This is a genomic window from Paracoccus saliphilus (assembly GCF_028553805.1).
GTDB lineage: Bacteria > Pseudomonadota > Alphaproteobacteria > Rhodobacterales > Rhodobacteraceae > Paracoccus > Paracoccus saliphilus.
Genome location: NZ_CP067140.1, coordinates 1,177,537 through 1,199,382, shown reverse-complemented (window position 1 = coordinate 1,199,382; position 21,846 = coordinate 1,177,537). Strand labels below are relative to the sequence as shown.

Annotated in this window: 25 protein-coding genes; 19 read left to right on the top strand and 6 right to left on the bottom strand. The window is 62.7% G+C overall.

The genetic code is table 11. From position 1 onward, the window contains the following. Window positions 1-19 precede the first annotated feature (19 nt). The 18 genes from ffh (at window position 20) to JHX88_RS05545 (ending at window position 12,987) form a co-directional block, all read left to right on the top strand. The gene (gene ffh / locus JHX88_RS05630; protein WP_076525293.1) at window positions 20-1,516 is read left to right on the top strand and encodes a signal recognition particle protein; all 1,497 of its coding nucleotides are present in this window, start codon (window positions 20-22) and stop codon (window positions 1,514-1,516) included. Beyond that, window positions 1,513-2,034 carry a GNAT family N-acetyltransferase gene (locus JHX88_RS05625; RefSeq protein WP_076525295.1) on the top strand — a complete coding sequence of 174 codons (522 nt, stop codon included), beginning with the start codon at window positions 1,513-1,515 and terminating at the stop codon, window positions 2,032-2,034. The genes ffh and JHX88_RS05625 overlap by 4 nt, the downstream gene beginning before the upstream one ends. Then, window positions 2,031-2,540, top strand: a complete 510-nt coding sequence (locus JHX88_RS05620) for a GNAT family N-acetyltransferase (protein WP_076525297.1) — start codon at window positions 2,031-2,033, stop codon at window positions 2,538-2,540. The genes JHX88_RS05625 and JHX88_RS05620 overlap by 4 nt, the downstream gene beginning before the upstream one ends. Next, window positions 2,537-3,088, top strand: a complete 552-nt coding sequence (locus JHX88_RS05615; RefSeq protein WP_076525299.1) for a GNAT family N-acetyltransferase — start codon at window positions 2,537-2,539, stop codon at window positions 3,086-3,088. Before JHX88_RS05620 ends, JHX88_RS05615 begins: the two co-directional genes overlap by 4 nt. After that, a complete protein-coding gene (locus JHX88_RS05610; protein WP_076525301.1) occupies window positions 3,085-3,381 on the top strand; it encodes a chorismate mutase in 297 nt (98 codons plus the stop codon). The genes JHX88_RS05615 and JHX88_RS05610 overlap by 4 nt, the downstream gene beginning before the upstream one ends. 46 nt (window positions 3,382-3,427) lie before the next feature. Further along, window positions 3,428-3,799 (top strand): 30S ribosomal protein S16, encoded by a 372-nt coding sequence (gene rpsP, locus JHX88_RS05605; protein ID WP_076525303.1) that lies wholly within the window; start codon window positions 3,428-3,430, stop codon window positions 3,797-3,799. Between the two features lie 197 nt (window positions 3,800-3,996). Then, complete coding sequence (rimM, locus tag JHX88_RS05600) at window positions 3,997-4,491, top strand: ribosome maturation factor RimM (RefSeq protein ID WP_076525305.1); 495 nt, start codon at window positions 3,997-3,999, stop codon at window positions 4,489-4,491. Beyond that, window positions 4,488-5,297: a hypothetical protein gene (locus JHX88_RS05595; protein ID WP_076525307.1), complete on the top strand. Its 810-nt coding sequence runs from the start codon at window positions 4,488-4,490 to the stop codon at window positions 5,295-5,297. The genes rimM and JHX88_RS05595 overlap by 4 nt, the downstream gene beginning before the upstream one ends. Then, complete coding sequence (trmD, locus tag JHX88_RS05590) at window positions 5,294-6,163, top strand: tRNA (guanosine(37)-N1)-methyltransferase TrmD (RefSeq protein ID WP_076525309.1); 870 nt, start codon at window positions 5,294-5,296, stop codon at window positions 6,161-6,163. The genes JHX88_RS05595 and trmD overlap by 4 nt, the downstream gene beginning before the upstream one ends. A 4-nt stretch (window positions 6,164-6,167) precedes the next feature. Beyond that, window positions 6,168-6,557, top strand: coding sequence for a 50S ribosomal protein L19 (gene rplS, locus JHX88_RS05585; protein ID WP_076525311.1), 390 nt, complete (start codon window positions 6,168-6,170; stop codon window positions 6,555-6,557). Window positions 6,558-6,570: 13 nt separating this feature from the next. Then, window positions 6,571-6,792 carry a 50S ribosomal protein L31 gene (gene rpmE, locus JHX88_RS05580; protein WP_076525313.1) on the top strand — a complete coding sequence of 74 codons (222 nt, stop codon included), beginning with the start codon at window positions 6,571-6,573 and terminating at the stop codon, window positions 6,790-6,792. Window positions 6,793-6,983: 191 nt separating this feature from the next. Then, entirely contained in the window at window positions 6,984-8,798 is a 1,815-nt protein-coding gene (locus JHX88_RS05575; protein ID WP_076525315.1) for a M3 family oligoendopeptidase, read from the top strand. Next, entirely contained in the window at window positions 8,795-9,268 is a 474-nt protein-coding gene (locus JHX88_RS05570; RefSeq protein WP_076525317.1) for a GNAT family N-acetyltransferase, read from the top strand. The genes JHX88_RS05575 and JHX88_RS05570 overlap by 4 nt, the downstream gene beginning before the upstream one ends. Before the next feature lie 101 nt (window positions 9,269-9,369). Further along, complete coding sequence (locus tag JHX88_RS05565) at window positions 9,370-10,554, top strand: dipeptidase (protein WP_076525320.1); 1,185 nt, start codon at window positions 9,370-9,372, stop codon at window positions 10,552-10,554. An 11-nt stretch (window positions 10,555-10,565) separates the two neighbouring features. Beyond that, window positions 10,566-10,949, top strand: a complete 384-nt coding sequence (rbsD, locus tag JHX88_RS05560; protein ID WP_076525323.1) for a D-ribose pyranase — start codon at window positions 10,566-10,568, stop codon at window positions 10,947-10,949. A 32-nt stretch (window positions 10,950-10,981) separates the two neighbouring features. Further along, a complete protein-coding gene (locus JHX88_RS05555) occupies window positions 10,982-11,662 on the top strand; it encodes an MOSC domain-containing protein (protein WP_076525325.1) in 681 nt (226 codons plus the stop codon). 5 nt (window positions 11,663-11,667) lie between these two features. Further along, a complete protein-coding gene (gene pdxY / locus JHX88_RS05550; protein WP_076525503.1) occupies window positions 11,668-12,507 on the top strand; it encodes a pyridoxal kinase in 840 nt (279 codons plus the stop codon). Between the two features lie 36 nt (window positions 12,508-12,543). Next, window positions 12,544-12,987: a PaaI family thioesterase gene (locus JHX88_RS05545; protein ID WP_272848196.1), complete on the top strand. Its 444-nt coding sequence runs from the start codon at window positions 12,544-12,546 to the stop codon at window positions 12,985-12,987. Between the two features lie 128 nt (window positions 12,988-13,115). Here JHX88_RS05545 and JHX88_RS05540 read toward each other — a convergent pair whose 3' ends face one another. From JHX88_RS05540 to JHX88_RS05530, 3 genes are all read right to left on the bottom strand, one after another. After that, the gene (locus JHX88_RS05540; protein WP_076525331.1) at window positions 13,116-14,405 is read right to left on the bottom strand and encodes a PQQ-dependent sugar dehydrogenase; all 1,290 of its coding nucleotides are present in this window, start codon (window positions 14,403-14,405) and stop codon (window positions 13,116-13,118) included. A gap of 84 nt (window positions 14,406-14,489) precedes the next feature. Beyond that, entirely contained in the window at window positions 14,490-16,220 is a 1,731-nt protein-coding gene (locus JHX88_RS05535) for a Na/Pi cotransporter family protein (RefSeq protein ID WP_076525334.1), read from the bottom strand. Between the two features lie 194 nt (window positions 16,221-16,414). Continuing rightward, window positions 16,415-17,353 carry an AEC family transporter gene (locus JHX88_RS05530; protein ID WP_076525337.1) on the bottom strand — a complete coding sequence of 313 codons (939 nt, stop codon included), beginning with the start codon at window positions 17,351-17,353 and terminating at the stop codon, window positions 16,415-16,417. Between the two features lie 218 nt (window positions 17,354-17,571). Between JHX88_RS05530 and JHX88_RS05525 the strand changes: the two genes are divergently transcribed. Further along, window positions 17,572-18,519 (top strand): tagatose kinase, encoded by a 948-nt coding sequence (locus JHX88_RS05525; protein ID WP_076525340.1) that lies wholly within the window; start codon window positions 17,572-17,574, stop codon window positions 18,517-18,519. A gap of 369 nt (window positions 18,520-18,888) precedes the next feature. Here the strand turns inward: JHX88_RS05525 and JHX88_RS05520 are convergent, their stop codons facing one another. From JHX88_RS05520 to hydA, 3 genes are all read right to left on the bottom strand, one after another. Next, window positions 18,889-19,116: a hypothetical protein gene (locus JHX88_RS05520; protein WP_076525343.1), complete on the bottom strand. Its 228-nt coding sequence runs from the start codon at window positions 19,114-19,116 to the stop codon at window positions 18,889-18,891. Window positions 19,117-19,744: 628 nt separating this feature from the next. Next, window positions 19,745-20,389: an aspartate/glutamate racemase family protein gene (locus tag JHX88_RS05515; RefSeq protein ID WP_076525346.1), complete on the bottom strand. Its 645-nt coding sequence runs from the start codon at window positions 20,387-20,389 to the stop codon at window positions 19,745-19,747. Continuing rightward, complete coding sequence (gene hydA / locus JHX88_RS05510; RefSeq protein ID WP_076525349.1) at window positions 20,386-21,846, bottom strand: dihydropyrimidinase; 1,461 nt, start codon at window positions 21,844-21,846, stop codon at window positions 20,386-20,388. The genes JHX88_RS05515 and hydA overlap by 4 nt, the downstream gene beginning before the upstream one ends.

Genomic DNA, 21,846 nt, shown 5'->3' with positions numbered 1-21,846 from the left:
ACCTCAGGAGGCCTGGCCCATGTTCGAGAACCTATCCGACCGCTTGGGCGGTGTCTTCGACCGGCTGACCAAGCAGGGGGCGCTGTCCGAGGAGGACGTCAAGACCGCCATGCGCGAGGTGCGGGTCGCGCTGCTGGAGGCCGATGTCTCGCTGCCGGTTGCGCGCGGTTTCGTGAAATCGGTAACGCAGAAGGCCACTGGCGCCTCCGTCACCAAATCCGTTACCCCCGGCCAGCAGGTCGTCAAGATCGTCCATGACGAGCTGATCAGGGTCCTGCAGGGCGAGGACGAGCCCGAAGCCCTGCGCATCGACAACCCGCCCGCGCCGATCCTGATGGTCGGCCTGCAAGGCTCGGGCAAGACCACCACCACCGCGAAACTCGCCAAGCGCCTGATGGAGCGCGAAAAGAAGCGGGTTCTGATGGCCAGCCTCGACACCAACCGCCCGGCGGCAATGGAACAGCTTGCGATCCTCGGCCAGCAGATCGGCGTCGATACCCTGCCCATCGTGCCGGGCGAAACCGCGACCCAGATCGCCAAGCGCGCCAAGCAACAGGCGGCGCTCGGCGGCTATGACGTCTTCATGCTGGATACCGCGGGCCGGTTGCATATCGATCAGGTGCTGATGGACGAGGTGCAGGCCGTCCGCGACATTGCGCAGCCGCGCGAGACGCTGCTGGTCGTCGATGGCCTCACCGGCCAGGACGCGGTCAATGTCGCCACCGAGTTCGACGGCAAGATCGGCGTCTCGGGCGTCGTGCTGACCCGGATGGACGGCGATGGCCGCGGCGGCGCGGCCCTGTCCATGCGCGCCGTCACCGGCAAGCCGATCCGCTTTGTCGGCCTCGGCGAAAAGATGGATGCGCTGGAAGGCTTCGACGCGCAGCGCATCGCGGGCCGCATCCTTGGCATGGGCGACATCGTCTCGCTGGTCGAAAAGGCGCAGGAAGTGCTCGAGGTCGAACAGACCGAGCGCATGATGAAGCGCTTCCAGAAAGGTCTGTTCAACATGAACGACCTGAAAAGCCAGCTTGAACAGATGCAGAAGATGGGCGGCATGCAGTCGATCATGGGCATGATGCCCGGCATGCAGAAAATGGCCAAGCAGGCCGAACAATCAGGCATGGACGACAGCGCGGTCCGCCGCCAGGTTGCCCTCATCAATTCGATGACCAAGAAGGAGCGCGCCAATCCCGCGATCCTGCAGGCCAGCCGCAAGAAACGCATTGCGGCGGGCGCCGGCATGGATGTGGCCGAGTTGAACCGGCTTCTGAAGATGCAGCGCCAAATGGCTGATACGATGAAAAAACTTGGCAAGATGGGCAAGGGCGGCATGCTGAAGCAGGCGATGCGCGCCATGACCGGCAAGGGCGGCGGGTTGCCCGATGTGGAAAATGCCGATCCGGCGAAAATGGCCGAGGCGACCAAGATGCTTCAGGATCCCAAGGGCCTTGGCGGTGATCTTGGCAAGGCCGGGCTGCCCGGCGGCCTTTCGGGGCTGTTTCCCAAGAAATGACCAGGCTTTCCGTCGATATCCCGGTTCTCGAAACCGAACGCCTGATACTGCGCGAGCCGCGCATGTCGGATTTCGAGGCACATGCGGCCTTCGCCACTTCGGAACGCGCCCGCTTCGTCGGCGGTCCGTTCGATCGTTGGGGTGCCTGGCGCAGCTTTTCCTCGGCCGTCGGCCATTGGGTGCTCTTCGGTTACGGTTTCTGGGTTGTCGAGGACAAGGCCACCGGCACGACAGCGGGCCGCGTCGGGGTGATCAAGCCCGAAGGCTGGTCCGAGCCCGAACTCGGCTGGCATATCTACGAGGGTTTCGAGGGCCGCGGCCTCGCCCACGAGGCCGCGCTCAAGGCCCGCGATCATGCCCAGGGTCCGATGGGATTCTCTCCGCTGATCTCGCATATCGATCCCGAGAACACCCGTTCGCGCGCGCTCGCCGAACGCCTCGGCGCGAGCATCGAGCGCGAAGGCGAGCTCATGGGACATTCCGTGCTGATCTATCGCCACGTGAAGGGCGCAGCATGACCCCGGTCCTGACGACAGATCGCCTGACCCTGCGCGCACCCATCGCCGAGGATCTCGACGCCTATGTCCGCTTTTTCGCGGATGCCGAGGCATCGCATTTCTATGGCGGCCCACTGCGCCGCGATCAGGCCTATGGCGTGCTCTGCCGCGATATCGGTCATTGGGCACTGAAGGGCTTCGGCAAATTCGCCATCACTCGTGACGGCGCGACGCTTGGTGGCTGCGGCATCGTCCATCCCGAAGGCTGGCCGGGCCACGAACTCACCTGGTGGCTCCTGCCCGTGGCACGTGGCACCGGCATCGCGCAGGAAGCCTCCCGCGCCGTTCTTGCATGGGCACGGGACCGGCTTGGCCGGGACGTGGTCGAAACCCATTTCCGCGACGGGAACACAGCCGCGCGACGGCTGACCGAGACCCTGGGCGGCAAGAAACTCCGTCGCGAGACCTTCCCCGATGGTATTGCCCGCGACATCTATGCCATCCCCACGGCTGAGGTACCGGCATGATCCTGCTGTCCCCTTCCCCGGTCCTGTCCACCGATCGGCTTGACCTGCGCGCACCAACCGCCAGCGACTGGCCGCATTGGCGCGAATTCCACCTGTCCGAACGCGCCCGGTTCATCGGTGGCGGAACACAGATCAAGCCCTCGGACAGTTGGCGCGCCTTCGGTCACGTGATCGGCCATTGGGTCATGCGTGGCTGGGGTATGTTCGTCTTTACCCTCAAGGGCGACGATACTCCGCTCGGCATGACCGGACCATGGTTTCCCGAGGGCTGGCCCGAACACGAACTCGGCTGGACGATCTGGTCCCCTGCCGCCGAAGGCAAGGGCTATGCGCGCGAGGCCGCACTGGCCGCCCGCGATCACGCCTATCAGGCACTCGGCTGGAGCAGCGCCGTCAGCTATATCCATCCGGACAACGCGCGTTCCATCGCCTTGGCCGAACGCCTCGGCGCAACGCAGGACGGCACCGCGCCCGTGCCGGATTTCGACGAGCCCTGCCTTGTCTTTCGCCATCCGGATCCCGATCAGTGCAAGGAAACAGCCGCATGACCGATCCCGTCACCCGCGCCGCCGAACTGCTGAAAGAGCATCGCGCCAGCATCGACCGGCTGGACGCGATCCTGGTCTACACGCTGGCCGAACGCTTCAAGCACACCCAATCCGTCGGTCGTCTCAAGGCCGCCCACGACCTTCCTCCCTCCGATCCGACGCGCGAAACGCAACAGATCGAACGGCTGGAACGCCTCGCGCGCGAGGCCGATCTCGACCCGGAATTCGCGCGCAAATTCCTGAATTTCGTGATCGCCGAAGTGATCCGGCACCACGAAGGACTGCAACCGTAGACTGCGCCCTGTCGCAGCGAACACGCCATTTCAAAGGAGAAAACCAATGGCAATGAAAATCCGTCTGGCCCGTGGCGGCAGCAAGAAACGCCCCCATTACGCCATCGTCGCGACCGACTCGCGCATGCCGCGCGACGGCCGTTTCCTGGAAAAGCTGGGCACCTATAACCCGCTTCTGCCGAAAGACAGCGAAGACCGCGTCAAGATGGACATGGAGCGCATCCAGTACTGGCTGGGCCAGGGCGCACAGCCGACCGACCGGATCGCCCGCTTCCTCGAAGCCGCTGGCGCCAAGGAAAAGGCCGAGCGCAAGAACATGAAGAAGGCCGAGCCCGGCGACAAGGCGAAGAAGCGCGCCGAGGAGAAGGCCGCGAAAGCTGCGCCTGTCGAGGCTCCGGCTGACGAATCCGCCGAGTAATCGCCAGTGCGGGCCCGGAGGAATCATCCGGGCCCGCCTGCTGCGGCCATCGCATGTTCCGATTGTTTCGCCTTGTTTTCTTTGGCCTTGCCGTTTTCGTGGCCGGTATGATGTTCGAGCGTTCGCATCAAAGGGATTTGTGCGAGACTTCCGGCGGCATCTGGCTGCGCGCCGGGTTTTGCGGGGAGAAATAGGCCATGTCCGATAAGATCTGTGTCGGAGCCATCGCCGGAGCCTTTGGCGTCAAGGGCGAGGTGCGGCTGAAAAGCTTTTGTTCCGAGCCCCGCGACATCGCCGGTTACGGCCCGCTCACGACCGAGGACGGGAAACGGTCCTTTACCGTCAAGCTGACCCGTCCTGTCACCGGCGGCATCGGCGCGCGCCTTTCGGACGTCTCGACCCGCGAACAGGCCGAGGCGCTGCGCGGCACAACCCTCTGGGCTCCGCGCGAAGCCCTGCCCTCGCTGCCGGACGATGAATTCTACCACGCAGACCTGATCGGGCTGGATGTGTTCGACACCGGCGGCCGATCCTTGGGGCGCGTACACGCGATCTATGATCACGGCGCGGGCGACATCCTCGAGATTACCGGCCGTGAGCAGCTTTTGCTGCCCTTCACCCGCGCCGTCGTCCCCACCGTCGATCTCAAGGCGGGCCGGATCATCGCTGATCCGCCCGACTCGGACGAATGACCCGAGTCCTGCTGCATCTGGGATTGCACAAGACCGGCACCACCAGCGTGCAGAAATTCCTTGAAGACAATCGCGCCGCTATCGAACCGGCTACGGAAGTGTTGTTACCTGACCGAACGCGCGAAATCTCGCGTTGGGTCTGGCGCTTCTATCAATTGGGCGATCCCGACGTGCTGCAGGTGATCCGCGAGGATTTGCAGCAGCAATTGGCGGGTCTGCAGCTTTCCGGTCGAGATCTTGTCATCAGCGACGAAAACCTGCTGGGGCCGATGCCCCGCGCGGAAGACTCCGATCCTTACCCCGCCGCCGCCACGCTGATCGGCACCTACCGGGAGGCGATGCAGGTCCTGCCGGAACCGCTGCAACTGACTGTCTGCCTGACGACACGCACCCCGCAAGACTGGGCCACCAGCATCCACGCCCATCTTGCCCGCAAGATCAGGGCGGTCCGGCTGACCGAAGATCGAGACAGTTTCACCGCCCGCCTGACCCGGAACGGGTTCGCCCGAACATTGGCCGCGATCCGCGCCGAACTGCCTGATCTCGATCTGCACGTGAACGAGATGGAGACACTGATCGATCAGCCCTTCGGCCTTGCACAGGTTTTCGTCGATTTCCTGAACCTGCCGGACAACCGGATGCTGCGCCCTGCCACGCATCGGCATCGCAGCCCCGCGCCCGGGCTGATCGACCGCCTGATAGCGCTGAACCGCAGCGATCTGGACGAGGACGCCTTGGCGACAGCCAAGCAGGCGCTACTGCTTGACGCGTCTGAAGGTGCGCCTGCAAAGGAATACCAGCGATGAAATCTCATGGCCGCCTGACAGCGAAACCCAGCCTCCGCCCGCGCGAATTGATGACCGAGCCGCAGGTCAAGGATGTCTGGACCGCCAGGATCGTCACGCTCTTCCCCGAGGCCTTCCCCGGTATTCTGGGCCTGTCGCTGACCGGCAAGGCTCTGGCACAAGGGCTGTGGAACCTGCAGACCATTCCGCTGCGCGAATTCGGGGTCGGCCGTCATCGCAATGTCGATGACACCCCGGCGGGCGGCGGTGCGGGCATGGTGATCCGCGCCGATGTCATGGATGCGGCACTGCGCGAGGCGAAACAGGGCAGTTCCGCCGCCCCGGTCATCTACATGTCCCCCCGTGGCCGCCCCCTGACGCAGGCCCGCGCCCGCGCCTTGGCGGAGGGTCCCGGCGTCACGCTGATATGCGGGCGTTTCGAGGGCGTTGACCAGCGCGTTCTCGACGCCCATGATGTCGAGGAAGTCAGTATCGGCGATTATGTCCTGACCGGAGGAGAGATCGCCGCTCAGGTCTTGATCGACGCAACGGTTCGGCTTATACCGCGCGTGCTGGGGAATCAGGATTCGCTGGCCGAGGAGTCCTTTTCCATCGGCAACCGGGGTCTACTGGAACATCCGCAGTACACGAAGCCCGCCCAATGGGAAGGCCGCGAGATACCGGAGGTTCTGCTGTCCGGCAATCACGCAGCCATTTCAGATTGGCGGCAAGCAGAGGCCGAAAGGCTGACCAAGGAACGCCGCCCCGACCTGTGGCGGGCATGGGCCGACGCATCGAGTGCGGCGGACATGGACCCGACAAAGGACCGACAGCTCTCGGGCGCATCAGACCAATCGCGGGGCCACCGCGAGCCAGAAAAGGAATAAAGCGATGAACCTGATCGCAGAACTCGAAGCCGAGCAAATTGCAGAGCTCGGCAAGACCATCCCGGACTTCAAGGCCGGCGACACCATCCGCGTCGGCTACAAGGTGACCGAGGGCACCCGGACCCGTGTGCAGAACTATGAAGGCGTCTGCATCTCGCGCAAGGGCGGCAACGGCATCGGCGCCAGCTTCACCGTCCGCAAGATCAGCTTCGGTGAGGGTGTGGAGCGTGTCTTCCCGCTCTATGCGACCAATATCGACGCGATCACGGTCGTACGCCGCGGTAAAGTCCGCCGCGCCAAGCTGTATTACCTGCGCGATCGTCGCGGCAAATCCGCCCGTATCGCCGAGAAAACCAACTACAGGCCCAAATCGGGCGCTGGCGCGAACGCTTGAACGAGGTCACCCGATGAAAAAAGACATCCATCCCGACTATCACATGATCGAGGTCAAGATGACCGACGGCACCACCTACCAGACCCGCTCCAGCTGGGGTTCCGAAGGTGAGACCATGACGCTCGACATCGATCCGACCTCGCATCCCGCATGGACCGGCGGCAATTCGCGCCTCATGGATGCCGGTGGCCGCGTGACCAAGTTCAAATCGAAATATGCAGGTCTGGGCTTCTGATCCCGCCGCATTGTTGCACGACCAGACGCCGCCCTCCGGGGCGGCGTTTTCGTTTTGACGGATCGGACCCTTGTTTGCGCGAGGACAATGCCCCGGCCCTGCAGGATCGGCAATCGGATCAAAGCGTGCTCCTAGCCTTGCGGGCGGCTTTCTTACGGTCCACATCTAGGGCAATCTAGAAAGGACCCAAGATGGCAGGACATGTGACATTCGATTCCAAGGACGCGGTGAAAGGCAATGAATTCGGGCAGCTTCCCGAATGGGACCTGAGCGATCTCTACCCTGCCCCGGATTCGCCGGAACTGACCACCGATATCAAGCGCCTGACAAAGGATGTGCAGGAATTCGCCGCGCGCTACCAGGGCAAGCTGGCCGATCTGTCCGCGCCCGAAATGCTGACTTGCATCCAGGCCTATGAGCAGATCGACATCACCGCCGGACGGATCATGTCCTATGCCGGGCTGCGCTATTACCAGAACACCACGGATGCGGATCGGGCCAAGCAACTGGGCGACCTGCAGGGGCGGCTCACCGATATCACCACGCCGCTGGTCTTTTTCAGCCTGGAGTTCAACCGTATTCCCGACGAGACCTATGAAGCGGTCTTTGCCGCCGCTGACGGCCCGGCCCGATACAAACCGGTTTTCGACCGGATGCGGGCCATGCGCCCACACCAGCTTTCCGACGAATTGGAGCAGTTCCTGCATGACAACTCCGTCGTGGGTGCGGCGGCATGGAACCGGCTGTTCGACGAAACCACGGCGGCGCTGGAATTCGACGTGGATGGCGAGCGGTTGGGGATGGAAGCCACCCTGAACCTGCTGACCGAACATGACCGCGCCAAGCGCGAAACTGCCGCCCATGCGCTGGCCAAGGTCTTTGGCGACAATGTCAAGCTGTTCGCGCGCGTCCACAACACGCTGGCCAAGGAAAAGGCCATCGAGGACAAGTGGCGCAAGATGCCCACACCGCAATATGGCCGGCACCTGTCGAACCATGTCGAACCCGAAGTCGTCGAGGCGCTGCGCGATGCCGTGACCAAGGCCTATCCGCGCCTGTCGCATCGTTATTACGCGCTCAAGGCAAAATGGCTGGGGCTGGACAAGCTGCAGGTCTGGGACCGCAATGCGCCCCTGCCGACCGAGGCGCCCCGGACCATCGGTTGGGACGAAGCACGCAGCACTGTACTGGACGCCTATGCCGGCTTCTCTCCCCGGCTGGCCGAACTGGCCGAGCCGTTCTTCGACAAGGGCTGGATAGATGCGGGGGTCAAGCCCGGCAAGGCTCCGGGCGCCTTCGCACATCCGACGGTGACGAGTGTGCATCCCTATGTGCTGCTGAACTACCTGGGCAAGCCGCGCGACGTGATGACCCTTGCGCATGAGCTGGGCCACGGCGTCCATCAAAGGCTGGCGGCGGATCAGGGCGAATTGCTGGCCTCAACGCCGCTGACACTGGCCGAGACGGCCTCGGTCTTTGGCGAGATGCTGACCTTCCGGGCCTTGCTGGCCAAGACCACCGATCCGGCGCAGCGAAAGACCCTGCTGGCAGGCAAGGTCGAGGACATGATCAACACCGTCGTCCGCCAGATCGCCTTCTACGATTTCGAATGCAAGCTGCATGCCGCCCGTGCCGAGGGCGAACTGACGCCCGATGACATCAACGCGCTTTGGATGTCGGTGCAGCACGAATCCCTGGGGCCGGTATTTGAATTCATGCCGGGCTATGAAACCTTCTGGACCTATGTGCCGCATTTCGTCCATTCACCCTTCTATGTCTATGCCTACGCTTTCGGCGACGGGCTGGTGAACGCGCTCTACGCCACCTATGAGGACGGCCTGCCGGATTTCCAGGAGAAATATTTCGAGATGCTGGCCGCCGGTGGCTCGAAGCATCACAAGGAATTGCTGGCTCCGTTCGGCCTCGATGCCTCGGACCCGGCATTCTGGGACAGGGGGTTGTCGATGATCGAAGGATTCATCGACGAGTTGGAAGCGCTGGAGTGACGATCTCGCTGCATCCGCTGGACCGGCGGGATGCCGGCCGGTTCGCGCATATCGCGGTCCGGCCGGGTCAGGAGCGGTTCGCGGGCACGGTCGATGCGGCTTTGGTCGAGCCCGAGGCAACGGTCGATCTGCACGAGATTCGGGAAGCTGGTGGGGTGGTCGGTCTGTTCAAGATCGACCGCGCATATCATCTGCGCCATGATTTTGCGCAAGCCGATCATCTGGGCCTACGTGGCGTGATCCTGGATCAAAAGCGGCAGGGACGCGGCCTCGGAACGGCTGCCATGACGGCGCTGAAGGGTTATCTGCCGCCTGCCTATCCGGGCAAGGCGCGGGTCTGGCTGACCGTCAACATGGCCAATCCACCTGCGATCGCCGCCTATCGCAAGGCAGGCTTCGTCGAGACCGGGGATATCTGGCCACATGGCAGCGCCGGGCCGCAACTGATCATGTTCATGCCATTGGGGTAAGGGGGCTGCCGCCCCCGGCCACGCCTTGCGGCGCGTCCTCCCCCGCGGATACTTGTATGAAGAAGAAGGGCCATCTTGAGCCGGGCTGAGGGGAGCGGAGAATGCTGAAGCGGATTTTACTGGGAATTGTCGCGCTGGCCATTTTGGCGACAGTCGCTTTCTTCATTTTCGCGCCGGGCTATGTCGAGCGCAGCATGAACCCGGTGACCATGCCCGAAGAGGGCTGGCCGGTCTCGGAGGAGGCCGAAGCCTTGCATCGGGAACTGGCGATCGGCGACTGGCACGCCGACTCGCTGCTTTGGGACCGTGATCTGTTGAAGCGCGGGACACGGGGTCATACCGATATTCCCCGGCTGCTGGAAGGCAATGTCGCTTTGCAAGTCTATACGACCGTGACGAAAAGTCCGCGCGGGCAGAATTACGACCAGAACAGTGCCGGGGCTCCGGACAATATCACGCCGCTGTTCATGGGGCAGTTGCGGCCCATCCGGTCGTGGTTCTCGTTGCGCGAACGTGCACTGGTGCAGGCCGAAGATTTGCAGCGAATGGCAGAAGAGACGCCCGACCGGCTGCGCATCATTCGCACGCGCGAGGATCTGGCAGATCTGCTGAAGGACCGGGCCGGAGGTGAACAGGTCCTGGGGGTGATGCTGGGATCGGAGGGCGGGCATCCGCTGGAAGGCGAGCTGGCCAATCTGGATGCCTTGTATGACGCGGGTTTCCGGCTGATGGGGCTGACGCATTTCTTCGACAATGAGCTTGGCGGCAGCCTGCATGGCGAAGGCGGCGGCGGTGCCGGGCTGACCGAATTCGGGTATCAAGTGGTCGAGGCGATGATCGCGAAGGGCATGGTGATCGACCTTGCCCATGCCTCGCCGCAGATGGTCGAGGATGTGCTGGCTATCGAGGGCGCGCGACCGATCCTGTCGCATACCGGCATTCAGGGGCATTGCGACAGCCATCGCAACCTGGATGACGCGCTGGTGAGACGGATTGCCGACAAGGGCGGGGTGATCGGCATCGGCTATTGGGCCGATGTGGTCTGCGGTCGGACCCCTGACGATATTGCCTCTGCCATTGAGGCCGCGATTGCGCTTGTGGGCGAGGATCATGTCTCACTGGGCTCGGATTACGATGGCTCGGTCGATGCGCCCTTCGATGCGGCGCATCTCTCCGCCTTGACGCAAGCACTGATGGATGCGGGATTGAGCGAGGCCCGGATCGCCAAGGTTATGGGTGGCAACATGATGCGTTACCTGGCGGATGTTCTGCCAAGCGGAACTTGAGGAGGCGCAGGATGAAACGCCGAACATTGCTGAATGCGGAACTGTCGGGGCTGATCGCGGCGATGGGGCATGGCGATCTGCTGGTCATTGGCGATGCCGGCCTGCCTGTCCCGCCAAGGGTGCGCTGTATCGACCTAGCCGTCACCGGCGGCGTGCCCGGCTTCTTCGAGGTGCTGGACGCGGTGCTGTCGGAACTGGTCGTCGAACGTTCCGCCGCCGCGGTTGAGGCCGATCCGGAGCTGATCGACCGTTTCTCTAAGCGGCAGATCGGGGTGCTGGAACGGCTGCCGCATGAAGACCTGAAGCTGGCCAGCAGGGACGCGCGGGCCATCGTCAGGACCGGCGAGTTCACGCCCTATGCGAATATCTGCCTCTGGTCCGGCGTGGCGTTCTGAGTGGCACTGGCTCTGATGGAAAGGGCATCCAGATGAATACCGTCACCCTGCTGATCGGAAAATCCGCGCTCCTTGCCGGAAGCTATCATCAGAGCGGGATCGCGAAATCTCCTGCAAGTGCCCCGCTCATGCTGGAGCCGAACGGTTTCACCGGTGACGAGCAGGCAGATCGGCGCGTGCATGGCGGCCCCGAAAAGGCCGTGCATCACTATCCGCGCGAACATTATCCGGCCTGGCGCGACGAGATCGGGGCGCATCCCCTGCTGGATGCCCCGGGCGCGTTCGGCGAGAACATCTCCACGACAGGATTGACCGAAGAGAATGTGGCGGTGGGCGACATGTTTCGCTTGGGCGGGGCGCTGATACAAGTCTCGCAGGGCCGCCAGCCCTGCTGGAAGCTGAACCATCGTTTCGGAGTCAGCGACATGGCGCGGCGCGTGCAGGGCAGCGGGCGCACCGGCTGGTATTATCGCGTGCTGGAACCCGGATCTGTCGCACCGGGCGACGAGCTTTCCCTGGTCGAGCGCCCTGCCCCGGACTGGACCATTCACCGCCTTTGGCATGTGATGTATGTCGACCGGATGAATCTCGACGATCTGTCGCGAATGGCATCGCTCGATGTCTTGGCCGAGGGCTGGAAACGCTACGCCAGACGCCGCCTGGACAGCGGCCGGATTGAGGACTGGCGCAAGAGGCTGGAGGGTACGGAATGACGCAGATAGAAAGACCGCCATTGGTGATCTCGGTTCAAAGCCAGGTGGTGCATGGCCATGTCGGCAACTCGGCGGCATTGTTCCCGATGCAGGCCGCCGGACTGGAGGTCGCTGCCATCCCGACGGTGATTTTCTCGAATACGCCTGACTATCCGACCCTGCGTGGCGCTCCCGTCCCGCCCGATCTTTTCGCCGACCTGCTTCTGGGGGCCGAGGAACGCGGCCTGCCGCAGCGGGCGACCTACCTGATGTCGGGTTATATCGGCTCGGTCGAGGTCGCGCAGCTGGTGGCCGAGTTCGTGGCGCGCTGCAAACAGGCCAACCCCGCGCTGATCTATATCTGCGATCCGGTGATGGGCGATCATGCGCCGGGCCTTTACGTCCCCGAGGAAATCGCCGGGGTGATGCGGAACGGGCTCTTGCCGCTGGCCGATATCGCCACGCCAAATTCCTTCGAACTGGGTCACCTGACCGATCGCCCCATTGCCACGTTGGAGGATTTGCGTCAGGCGGCAGCGGAGTTGCGATTGGCCCCGAAAGCGCGGCTGATCGCCACCGGCTGCGAATTGGAAGACACGCCCAGGGGAGACCTGGAAACCGTGATCCTCGGGCCGGACGAGATGACCCGCCACGCGACCCGGCATATCCCGGTCGCCCTGCCCGGCACCGGCGATCTCTTTGCCGGTCTGGTCGTGGCGGCGCTCGGGCGGGGCCGCTCCATGCCCGAGGCCGTCGAATTGGCCCAGGCGTTGACGAGCCGGGCGCTGGATCATGCGCGCTGTCTTGAAGCGCGCGAGGTCGTTCTGTTCGAGCCGGAATTCCGCCGGGCATTGCTGGAAATGTGAGCTTTTCAACATCATGGACTCAAGAAGGATATGCAGATGGAGATCGGCGAAGACCTGAACGAGGACATCACCCGCCGGGTGCGCGACAGCTTCAACCGCCAAGGATTGATGGCGCATCTGGGTGCCAAGATGACCGAAATCCGGGCCGGGCTGGTGACATTGATCCTGCCCTTCCGGTCGGAAGTCACCCAGCAACACGGATATTTCCACGCGGGCGGCAGCTCGGCCATCGCCGACACCGCGGGCGGCTATGCGGCCTATACGCTGTTTCCCGAGGGCAGCGCCGTTCTGACGGTCGAGTTCAAGCTGAACCTGATCAACCCGGCCCGGGGTGAGAGGCTCGAAGCGACCGGGCGTGTGATCAAGCCGGGCCGCACGCTGACCGTGTGCCAACTTGATGTCTGGGGCGTCGATGGCGAGCAGCGCGTCCATGCCGCAACCGGGATGCAGACCCTGATCCGGGTAAAGGGCGAGCAGTGAAACAGGGCAAATGCCCGGCTTACCCAGACTGCTTCCGCCCCTTCTTCATGTAAAATATCCCGGGGTCCGGGGTGGAACCCCGGCCTTCGCGAGATGCAGGCACAGCATTTCCGTCAGAGCGTGGCGCGCTACGCCCCGGTGACACGCCAGATGACATTCCCGACATCATCCGCCATCAACAGGGAGGATTTGTCCGGCCCGATGGTCACGCCAACCGGGCGCCCAAATGACGTCTTTTCGTCCTCGGACAGGAAACCCCACAGGATGTCACGCGGTTCACCGGCGGGCTGGCCGTCGCGGAACGGCACGAAAATCAGCTTGTAGCCGCTGAGAGTCGAGCGGTTCCATGAACCATGCTGCCCGATGACCATGCCATCGGGAAAGCCGGGCAAGGTCCCCTCGGGCATCCAGCAAAGACCGAGCGAGGCGGTATGGCCGCCAAGCGCGTAATCCGGCTTGATCGCCCGCGCCACCAATTCCGGATTCTGCGGCACGCGATCGTCGACGGTCTGGCCCCAGTAGCAATAGGGCCAGCCATAGAAGCCGCCGTCCCGAACCGATGTCAGGTAATCGGGCGGGGTCTCATCCCCCAAGCCATCGCGTTCGTTGACCACCGTCCAGAGCTTGCCGGTCACCGGCTCCCATGCCAGGCCGACGGGATTGCGCAGACCCGAGGCAAAGATCCGCGCCTCCCCGCTCGCCAAATCCAGTTCCCAGATCGCGGCCCGGCCTTCCTCGGCCTCCATTCCCTCGTCGCCTATATTCGAAAGCGAGCCCACGCCGGCATAGATCCTGCTGCGGTCCGGCGAGACGATCAGGCTGCGGGTCCAGTGACCGCCGGGCTTGAACTCCACCAGCCGCTCACCGGGGCCGGTCAGTTGCGTGGCGCCTTCCTCATAGGGAAATCTGACGATGCCATCGGTATTGCCGACATAGAAACTGCCATCGACCAGCGCCATGCCAAAGGGTTGCCGCTGCCCCTCCAGGAAGGCCTCGCGGATCTCCGCCTTGCCGTCGCCGTCCTGATCGCGCCACAGCGAAATCCGGTTCGCGCTGACCCCGATGGCATGGGCGCGCCGCATGGTCGCCTGCATCGCGCGTTCGAACAAGCTTTTCGGAGGTCCGGCCTCCAGCAGCGATTCCGCGACCAGTACATCGCCATTCGGCAGCACCTCGATCCAGCGCGGATGCTCCAGCCCCTCGGCGAAGGCGTTGACCTTCAAGCCCGGTGCCGCCTTGGGAACCTGTCCCGGCTCCCATCCCTTCGCAGAGGGCATCTTGAGAGTCATGATGCCCTGGGCCTGGGCGTCGGGAATCGCGGGCTCAGCGCCGACTGCCTGATCGCGCGGGGCGCTTGCCCGCCGCATCTGAACCATGATCCCGCCCACGATGGCTGTGGCTTTTGCCATGAGATCCATATTGTTCTCCCTCATATTTCAGTTCGCAGGTTAAGGCAGGAAAACCGCGCCGGATACCGCATATCGGCAAGACGGACGCCGTGCCTAAGATCGGGAACGTTTCCCTTTCGTCCGTTTTTTCGCCCGGTCGTCCGCTCGCTCTTCCGATTGCACATCGGCACCGGAAAGACGGCTGGAAAGCAGGTCGCCCGTCCGGGTCAGGATGGGATAGCCGACCATCGTGAAAGAGGTATTCACCTGCTTCAGCGCCCGCAGCGTCTCTTGGTGAATGCTGCTCGTCTCGATACTTTCCGCCAGTCCCTCGCGCAGACGGCCAAGATGATTGCGCTGCATCTGCTGCTCCACGTCACGGACCTTATCCTTGGCCGCAACAAGTTCCCGCGCTTCTTCCGGGTTCTGGGTCATCATGACATTCAGCGCCAGCTGCACATTGCCCAGCACCCGGTCGTGGAAATCGCTGATCTCCTCTTGCCCGGGCTTGGAGAAGGCAACGCCTTGCGCGTGCAATCGCTTCGCCAATTCCACGAGATTGCGGGAAACCAGTTCTGCCGCGGCATCGAAGCTGACCGCGAGCGAGGCAAGTTCCATGGAGCGCCCACTTCCCTCTTCATCCAGTTCGCGGCGATTGAGCCGCGCAAGGAACAGCTTGAGATCGAAATGCATCTTGCGCACGGTTTCGCCGCGCTTCCTGATCCCCTCTGCCGTGGCCGCATCCCATCTCTCGTAAAGGCCGCCGACAGCGCGCAGCATGATCTCGATGGCCTGCCCCATCGCCAGGATTTCGCGCGCGGTACAGACCAGCGCCTGATCGGGCTTGTCGAGCGCGGAATCGTCCAGCGCCGTTGCTGGCCCAAGCTCTCCCACCGGATCGGACCGCTCGGGCATCGCGAATTCCGCGAGTTGTGCGATCGGACCGAGCAATGGCAGCGACAGCAATGCAAGCACCAGGTTGAAGGCAAGATGCAGGTTGATCACCTGCCGCGCCTCGGCCTGACCGAGCCAACCGAGCGCAGCCGCATTCAAGGTCAGGCCGATCAGGACAAGCGCGGCCAGCCCGCCCCGCAGGACAAGGTTGAACACGACCATGCGCCTTGCCGGAATAGGGCTTGCCAATGTCAGGACATAGGCGATGAAAGCACCACCCAGATTTGCCCCCAGGACCATGGCCGCCGCGCCATATGCCGGCAGAAGTCCCTGGGCGACAAGCGTCACCACCAGCAGGATGGCTGCGACGCTGGAATGGACGACCCATGCAAAAATCGCCCCGATCGCGAATGCCGTCAGCCCGTCGCGGCCAAGATATTGCATCACCGCCAAGGTGCTGGTGCTGTCCAGCAGCGGAGCCGTGGCGGCGCGGATCATGTCGAGCGACACAAAGATCAATGCCAGCCCGATCAGGATGCGCCCCACCTGCCTGCTTCGCGGCTGGTCCCCGCGCAGGAACAGCGCCACGCCGACAAGCAAAAGCAGTGGAACAAGAAAGTCCTGCCGCAACAGCAGGATCTGCGCCACGATTGCCGAACCGACATCCGCGCCCAGCAAGATCGCCAGCCCGACCGCAGTGGCGATGCTGCCGCGCGAAACGAAATTCGAGACCATGATCGCGACTGCGGTGGAGCTTTGAAGAAAGACGGCCGCCGCCGTTCCCATGCCCGCCGCAAGGAACCGGCTTTTGGTCGAGCGGCGCAGCCAAAGTCTCAGTTGCGTGGAAAACGCCCGTTCAACCCCGGTCCGGACAAGGCGAACCGACCAGATCAGAAGGGCTGCCGCCCCGGCGATGTGAAGCATGAAAAGGATGATCTGGGTATCCTGCATCTTGCGTGCGACCTTCCTTTACCGGGCGTGACGTGTGCGATTTGGCCACGGAAATTCCCGAAGAGGAACATCCCGGACCTTGGAACCGCCGGGCGCGTGAAACCAGCCGGAGGGCATGACTAGGCGAGCATGAAAGCCAGACATGCCTACCGGTTAGCACCTCTTGTGGAAGCGGGGCCAGAGGTTTTTACGGCTCACCCTGCCACCGCAAGGTATAGCGACAACGTGCCGACTGACAGAACAGTTGTGATCAGCACCACGCGCCCCGTCAGCAAGGCCTCGCGCTCGTAGAATTCCGCCAGCATGAAGGGGCCGGTGCCGGTCGGGAGCGCAGCCAGGAGCACCACGACATGCGCCATTTCAGATGGAAGTCGCAGGACCGGCACGGCGATGATCCATGTGACTGCGGGCTGGGCGATCAGCTTCAATGCCACCAGAACATTCTGAACTCGCGTTCCCGCACGCGGCTGCCGCCCTGAATTATCCGCAAGGAACAGGCCCAAGGCGATCAGCGCACAGGGAGAGGCTGCTCCGCCAAGCAGCTTCAGATAGGTGTTCAGCGCATCCGGCAGCCCTACACCGTTTGCCATGACGACCCCGCCCAGCACCGGCGCGATGAGCAACGGGTTCTTGACCAGTGAAAGGCAAATCTTCCGGGCAATGTCGCGACGGCGTGTCTCTGTCTGCAGGCCGCTTTCGATCAGGATGATGGCAACCGCAAAGAGGATGCAGGCAGTAACGATCGTCGCGACCAATGTCGCCGCCATTGCCGATTCTCCGATCACGGCCAGAAGCAGCGGAAAGCCCATGAAGCCGGTATTCGCATAGCTCGTGTTCAACCCGTCGATGGCGGCATCCGCCAGCTGCGCCCCTTGCCGCATCCGCATCCAGATCGTGACGGCGAAAACCACCGCGCACCCCGCCGTGAATGCTGCAAGAAAACCCGGCTGCCAGATTTCGGAAGGAACGGCATTCGCCGTGATGTCGAAAAGCAGCGCCGGCAACGCCAGGTAGACGACCACGCGATTGACCTCGCGCGTGGCATTCGGCCCAAGGGCGCCGAGACGGCGCGCCAGCCAGCCGGTCAGGACGAGGGCAAAGATCGGCAGCACGATCAGCAGGTTGGAAAGCATGAGGGCTGAACTCGTTGTGGAATGGGCCTTGCTCGAAACATTTCACGGAAATTTCGGCTACGTGCCCAGAGAATGCCTTCCTGCGTCCGGGTGCAAGGGCCAAACCGAATGCCCGGCGGAATGCAGGATGCATTGTTTGATCCCGCGCTTTGATGGTGCAATCCTTCCTCGGAAATGGAAGAAAGTCTTATGGGACAAGTTGGTCACGGAAGCACCCGATGCCAAAAATACTGACTGTCGGGGAAATCCTCGTCGAACTGATCGCCACCACGAAGGGGGACGGATTCCACGAGCCGCAGCCCCTGATCGGCCCCTACCCCTCGGGCGCCCCTGCAATCTTCGTGAACCAGGTCGGGCGTCTCGGCGGGGATGCCGCGATCATCGGCCGGGTCGGAGATGACAATTTCGGCCACCTGAACATTGCCCGCCTCGCGCGGGACGGGATCGATGTCTCGGGGATAGAGGTGGCGCAGGGCGAGGTCACCGGCTGCGCCTTCGTCCGCTACCGCGAGGACGGTTCCCGCAGTTTCGTCTTCACCATGGCACAGAGCGCAACCGCGGCCCTGTCGATCACCGGGGCCGGTGCGTCACTGATGGAGAGCTGCGATCATATCCATATCATGGGCACCGCCCTCTCCGCCTCGGGCATGGCCGAGGTGGCCATGGAAGCCGTGGTCCGGATCAAGGCGCGCGGTGGCTCGCTGAGCTTCGACCCGAATATCCGGCCCGAGATCCTTGATACACCGGGGTTGCGCGCACGTCTGGACGGGGTCCTCGATCAGACCGATATCTTCCTGCCCTCGGGAAACGAATTGTTCATGCTAACCGGTGCCCGCGACGAGGCATCCGCGATCCGGGTGCTTCTGGAGCGCGGCATCCGCGAGATCGTCCTGAAGCGCGGCGCGGAAGGGGCGAGCCATTTCGATGCGGATGGCCGAACCGATATCGCGCCCCTGACAGTCGAGGAGATCGACCCGACCGGAGCCGGAGATTGTTTTGGCGGCGCATTCGTCACCCTGCGCCTCGCCGGTGCCACCCCGTTCGAGGCGTTGCGCCTCGCCAATGCTGCCGGAGCGCGTGCCGTGACCCGCACCGGCCCGATGGAGGGCAGTTCGACGCGAGCCGAACTTGACCGGTTCCTTGCGGATCACGAGACGGATTACTGATTTCACATGCCCCGGCCTGTCTCGCGATCCAAGGAAGGGCCAGGCGCCTAAAACCACGTCAGGCCGGTTCAGCCTCCGATGAAGCCCTGGTTGCAATCCGATCGGTCATCCTAAACGCTTCCTTCGGCACCGTAGGATTTCAGGAACGTCGCGGCTGCCGCCAGGATATGAACCTCCGTCGCACGGGGTGACCAGATTGGCATCTCGTTTTTCGTTCCTTGACCAAAACCTGCACATACTGCAATATACTTATGGTCAATATTGTTTACTCTCAGTAAGCAATTTGACAACCTCCCTGTTGGACTTGGCCTCGCGCTCATTGGCGCGAGGTCTTTTTCTTGAGGATCGGTAAATTACCAAGCGGCAATATTACTGCTTCTTTGACTTCTGCGCCTTTTTGCGGAGCGGAGGCGGGGCCGACGCTTCAGCGGCCTCTTTCTCAAGGCGGGCAGCCTTAAGCTTGGCGGTCAGATCAAGTTGCCGTTGCTGTTCATCCGCTATGATCTGCTTGGCTGCGGCAGCAGTGCGATCATGGGGCGTCTCAGTTGGTTTGAACATCTGCCCGTATGGAGATTTCGGGAGTTGTTTCCGTGTCATCTGACCTCCGTGTCTACGGCGTTTCGAGCTTTCGTTAAATCGTGGAAGCGCCGTAACTAGTTGTTCCTGCGCATTTCCGGGCCAAATCGGCACCTGTTTTTCTGGAAATGCTCTGAATTTCACCAAATGCTGTTACTCATAAAGGATCGGCGGGTTTTATCCCGCCGCTCCGCCTTCCGGCTATTTCCTGGTGGCAGTCAGCCAAACTATCAAGCCGCCAAACCAGCACACCAATCACGCCGGAAAATCCTCGGTTGCCACTGTAGTCACTCACCCTTTCCACCGCGGCTCTGGAGGATGTTATTTCCAGCTTTTTGACTTCTGACTAAAAGAGGATTTCTTTTCGTCATTGTCTCCCTGCTGCTTTTGGGGTTTTACAGGTTCCGTTTGCTCGGGCTGTGGCGAGGCATTCTGTTCGGGAACTGTCTTTTCCGGGGCGCTCATAAGCGTGCCCTCCATATCACCGCTCAGAAATACCGAGCGGGTACAGTTAAGATGGGGGCTCCGCAGGGAAAATACATCATGCGCCGAACGACAATCGTACAAGACCAGAGAAATGTTCCAAAGAATCCGTTCTCATCCCCTGCCGCAAGAGCGACACTCTTCTTCATGATGAGGAACAGTTCCTTCAGCCGCTCAGCACCACGCCAATGGCCATTGCGACCGCAGCCTGGGTCGGATCAATGACCGGGCGGCCCAGCCTGGTCTCCAGCACTGCGCGATGGCGGGCCATGCCCGCGCAGCCGAGGATCAGCACATCGGCTCCGTCAGCGACCAACTCCTGGCCGACCTCGCTCAGCCGCTCAAAAGTGCCTTCCCCCCGCGCACTTTCATCGACACTCATGTTGAGCGCCCGTTCTCCGGCGAGGCGTTCGATGACACCCATCCGCCGCAGATAGCGCAGATGCCGCGGGATCGACGCCTCGGCGATGGCAAGAACGCCAAAGCGATCGCCCCGGGCAAGTGCCGTCAGCACGCCGGATTCCTGGATGCCGAAAACCGGCACCGAGGCCGTGGCGCGGCAAAGGTCCAACCCGGGGTCCGAATAACAGGCGATGACAAAGGCCGAGGCATCGGGACGGCTTTTCACAAGCGCAGCCAGGGGCAATGCGACCTGATCGACATCATATTGGCTTTCGATACCGAACGGGCCTTCGGCCAGGGTCACGCAGTCGATCTCGACCGCCTTGTGAAATGCGGCCAACGCCTGCTCCAGCCCGTCGGTCACCACCTGGTTGGAATTGGGATTGATAACAACGATGGGACCGCTCATGGCGCGATATCCGCGCCAAAATTCCGTGCGGGGTCCAGCTCGGGCGTGCGTGTCCCCGGATAGCCGGTAAAATCCGGTGGGCGACGGGCAATAAAGCGGCCCCTGCCCGGCTTGGCCACCAGCTTGCCGCCATCCATCACCGTCTCTCCCCGTGACAGGACAGTGACCGGCCAGCCGGTGATCTGCTGGCCCTCGAACGGGGTGTAGTCCATGTTGTCATGCTGATCCTCGACAGTGACCGTGCGGGTCTCCTCAGGATCCCAGATGGCGATATCAGCATCCGATCCGATGGCGATTGTGCCTTTCTCGGGATGCATACCATACAGCTTGGCGGCATTGGTCGAGCCGAGCGCCACGAACTGGTTCAGCGTGATCCGCCCGGCCCTGACACCTTCCGAGAACAACAACGGCAGGCGCAGCGCAATCCCCGGCATGCCATTGGCGATCTGCTTGAATGTCGCATCCGGGCCATTCGCCAACTTGCCGCTTTCGTCAAAACGATAAGGCGCGTGGTCCGAGGAAAAGACCGAGAAGGTCCCCGCCTGAAGGTGTCGCCACAACGCCTCTTGGGTCCCGGCGTCACGAACCGGGGGCGAGCACATGAACTTGGCGCCTTCCATGCTGGGACGGTCGAGGTCTCCCTTGGTCAGAAACAGGTATTGCGGGCAGGTCTCGCCGAAGATTTTCGCGCCTTCCAGCCGCGCCTGCGCCACCATCCCCGCACCCTCGGTGGTCGAGACATGGACGATCAGCAGGGGCGCATCGACGAAACGCGCCAGCGTGATTGCCCGGTTGATTGCCTCGGATTCCGCCGCCGCCGGATGGCTGACGGCGTGATAGCGCGGCTGCGTATGCCCCGCCGCCACCAGCCGGTCCGAAATCCACCTGATGATGCCGGAATTCTCGGCATGGACCATGGTCAGCGCGCCATGGGTTTTCGCCACCGACAGGATATCGAGGAACTGGCCATCGTCGATCTTCATCAGGTCATAGGTCATGAACACCTTGAACGAGGTGATCCCGCGGGCAAAAGCCTGCGGCAATTCATCACGCAGAACCTCTTCGGTCGGATCGGCGACGATCAGGTGATAGCCGTAATCGATCACCGAATTGCCCTCTGCCCGGCTGTCGTAAAGATCCAGCGTCTCGGTCACGCCCACGCCGCGATGTTGGGCGGCGAAGGGGATGAAGCTGGAATTGCCGCCGAATGCCGCCGAGATCGAGCCGCTGCGGTAATCATCCGCCGTCATACCGCCGGTCGCACTTTCCTGCGCGATATGGCAATGCGCCTCGACCCCGCCGGGCAGGACCAGCTTGCCGCTGGCGTCGATTTCACGCGCGCCGCTCAGGTTTTCGGCAATGGCGGCGATGCGCCCGTCGCGGATGCCGATATCGGCGCGGAACGTATCCGATGCGGTGGCCACGGTGCCGTTCGTGATGACGAGATCAAGTTCCAT

Excerpts from the sequence above, each read along its gene's own strand:
- JHX88_RS05525 (WP_076525340.1), top strand. The coding sequence starts at position 17,572 with ATGCCAAAAATACTGACTGTCGGGGAAATCCTCGTCGAACTGATCGCC.
- JHX88_RS05545 (WP_272848196.1), top strand. The coding sequence starts at position 12,544 with ATGGAGATCGGCGAAGACCTGAACGAGGACATCACCCGCCGGGTGCGC.
- JHX88_RS05625 (WP_076525295.1), top strand. The coding sequence starts at position 1,513 with ATGACCAGGCTTTCCGTCGATATCCCGGTTCTCGAAACCGAACGCCTG.
- JHX88_RS05540 (WP_076525331.1), bottom strand. The coding sequence starts at position 14,405 with ATGGATCTCATGGCAAAAGCCACAGCCATCGTGGGCGGGATCATGGTT.
- JHX88_RS05610 (WP_076525301.1), top strand. The coding sequence starts at position 3,085 with ATGACCGATCCCGTCACCCGCGCCGCCGAACTGCTGAAAGAGCATCGC.
- JHX88_RS05520 (WP_076525343.1), bottom strand. The coding sequence starts at position 19,116 with ATGACACGGAAACAACTCCCGAAATCTCCATACGGGCAGATGTTCAAA.
- JHX88_RS05615 (WP_076525299.1), top strand. The coding sequence starts at position 2,537 with ATGATCCTGCTGTCCCCTTCCCCGGTCCTGTCCACCGATCGGCTTGAC.
- rimM (WP_076525305.1), top strand. The coding sequence starts at position 3,997 with ATGTCCGATAAGATCTGTGTCGGAGCCATCGCCGGAGCCTTTGGCGTC.
- rplS (WP_076525311.1), top strand. The coding sequence starts at position 6,168 with ATGAACCTGATCGCAGAACTCGAAGCCGAGCAAATTGCAGAGCTCGGC.
- JHX88_RS05515 (WP_076525346.1), bottom strand. The coding sequence starts at position 20,389 with ATGAGCGGTCCCATCGTTGTTATCAATCCCAATTCCAACCAGGTGGTG.
- JHX88_RS05530 (WP_076525337.1), bottom strand. The coding sequence starts at position 17,353 with ATGCTTTCCAACCTGCTGATCGTGCTGCCGATCTTTGCCCTCGTCCTG.
- JHX88_RS05565 (WP_076525320.1), top strand. The coding sequence starts at position 9,370 with ATGCTGAAGCGGATTTTACTGGGAATTGTCGCGCTGGCCATTTTGGCG.
- JHX88_RS05620 (WP_076525297.1), top strand. The coding sequence starts at position 2,031 with ATGACCCCGGTCCTGACGACAGATCGCCTGACCCTGCGCGCACCCATC.
- rbsD (WP_076525323.1), top strand. The coding sequence starts at position 10,566 with ATGAAACGCCGAACATTGCTGAATGCGGAACTGTCGGGGCTGATCGCG.
- JHX88_RS05595 (WP_076525307.1), top strand. The coding sequence starts at position 4,488 with ATGACCCGAGTCCTGCTGCATCTGGGATTGCACAAGACCGGCACCACC.
- hydA (WP_076525349.1), bottom strand. The coding sequence starts at position 21,846 with ATGGAACTTGATCTCGTCATCACGAACGGCACCGTGGCCACCGCATCG.
- JHX88_RS05535 (WP_076525334.1), bottom strand. The coding sequence starts at position 16,220 with ATGCAGGATACCCAGATCATCCTTTTCATGCTTCACATCGCCGGGGCG.
- rpsP (WP_076525303.1), top strand. The coding sequence starts at position 3,428 with ATGGCAATGAAAATCCGTCTGGCCCGTGGCGGCAGCAAGAAACGCCCC.
- JHX88_RS05575 (WP_076525315.1), top strand. The coding sequence starts at position 6,984 with ATGGCAGGACATGTGACATTCGATTCCAAGGACGCGGTGAAAGGCAAT.
- JHX88_RS05555 (WP_076525325.1), top strand. The coding sequence starts at position 10,982 with ATGAATACCGTCACCCTGCTGATCGGAAAATCCGCGCTCCTTGCCGGA.
- rpmE (WP_076525313.1), top strand. The coding sequence starts at position 6,571 with ATGAAAAAAGACATCCATCCCGACTATCACATGATCGAGGTCAAGATG.
- ffh (WP_076525293.1), top strand. The coding sequence starts at position 20 with ATGTTCGAGAACCTATCCGACCGCTTGGGCGGTGTCTTCGACCGGCTG.
- trmD (WP_076525309.1), top strand. The coding sequence starts at position 5,294 with ATGAAATCTCATGGCCGCCTGACAGCGAAACCCAGCCTCCGCCCGCGC.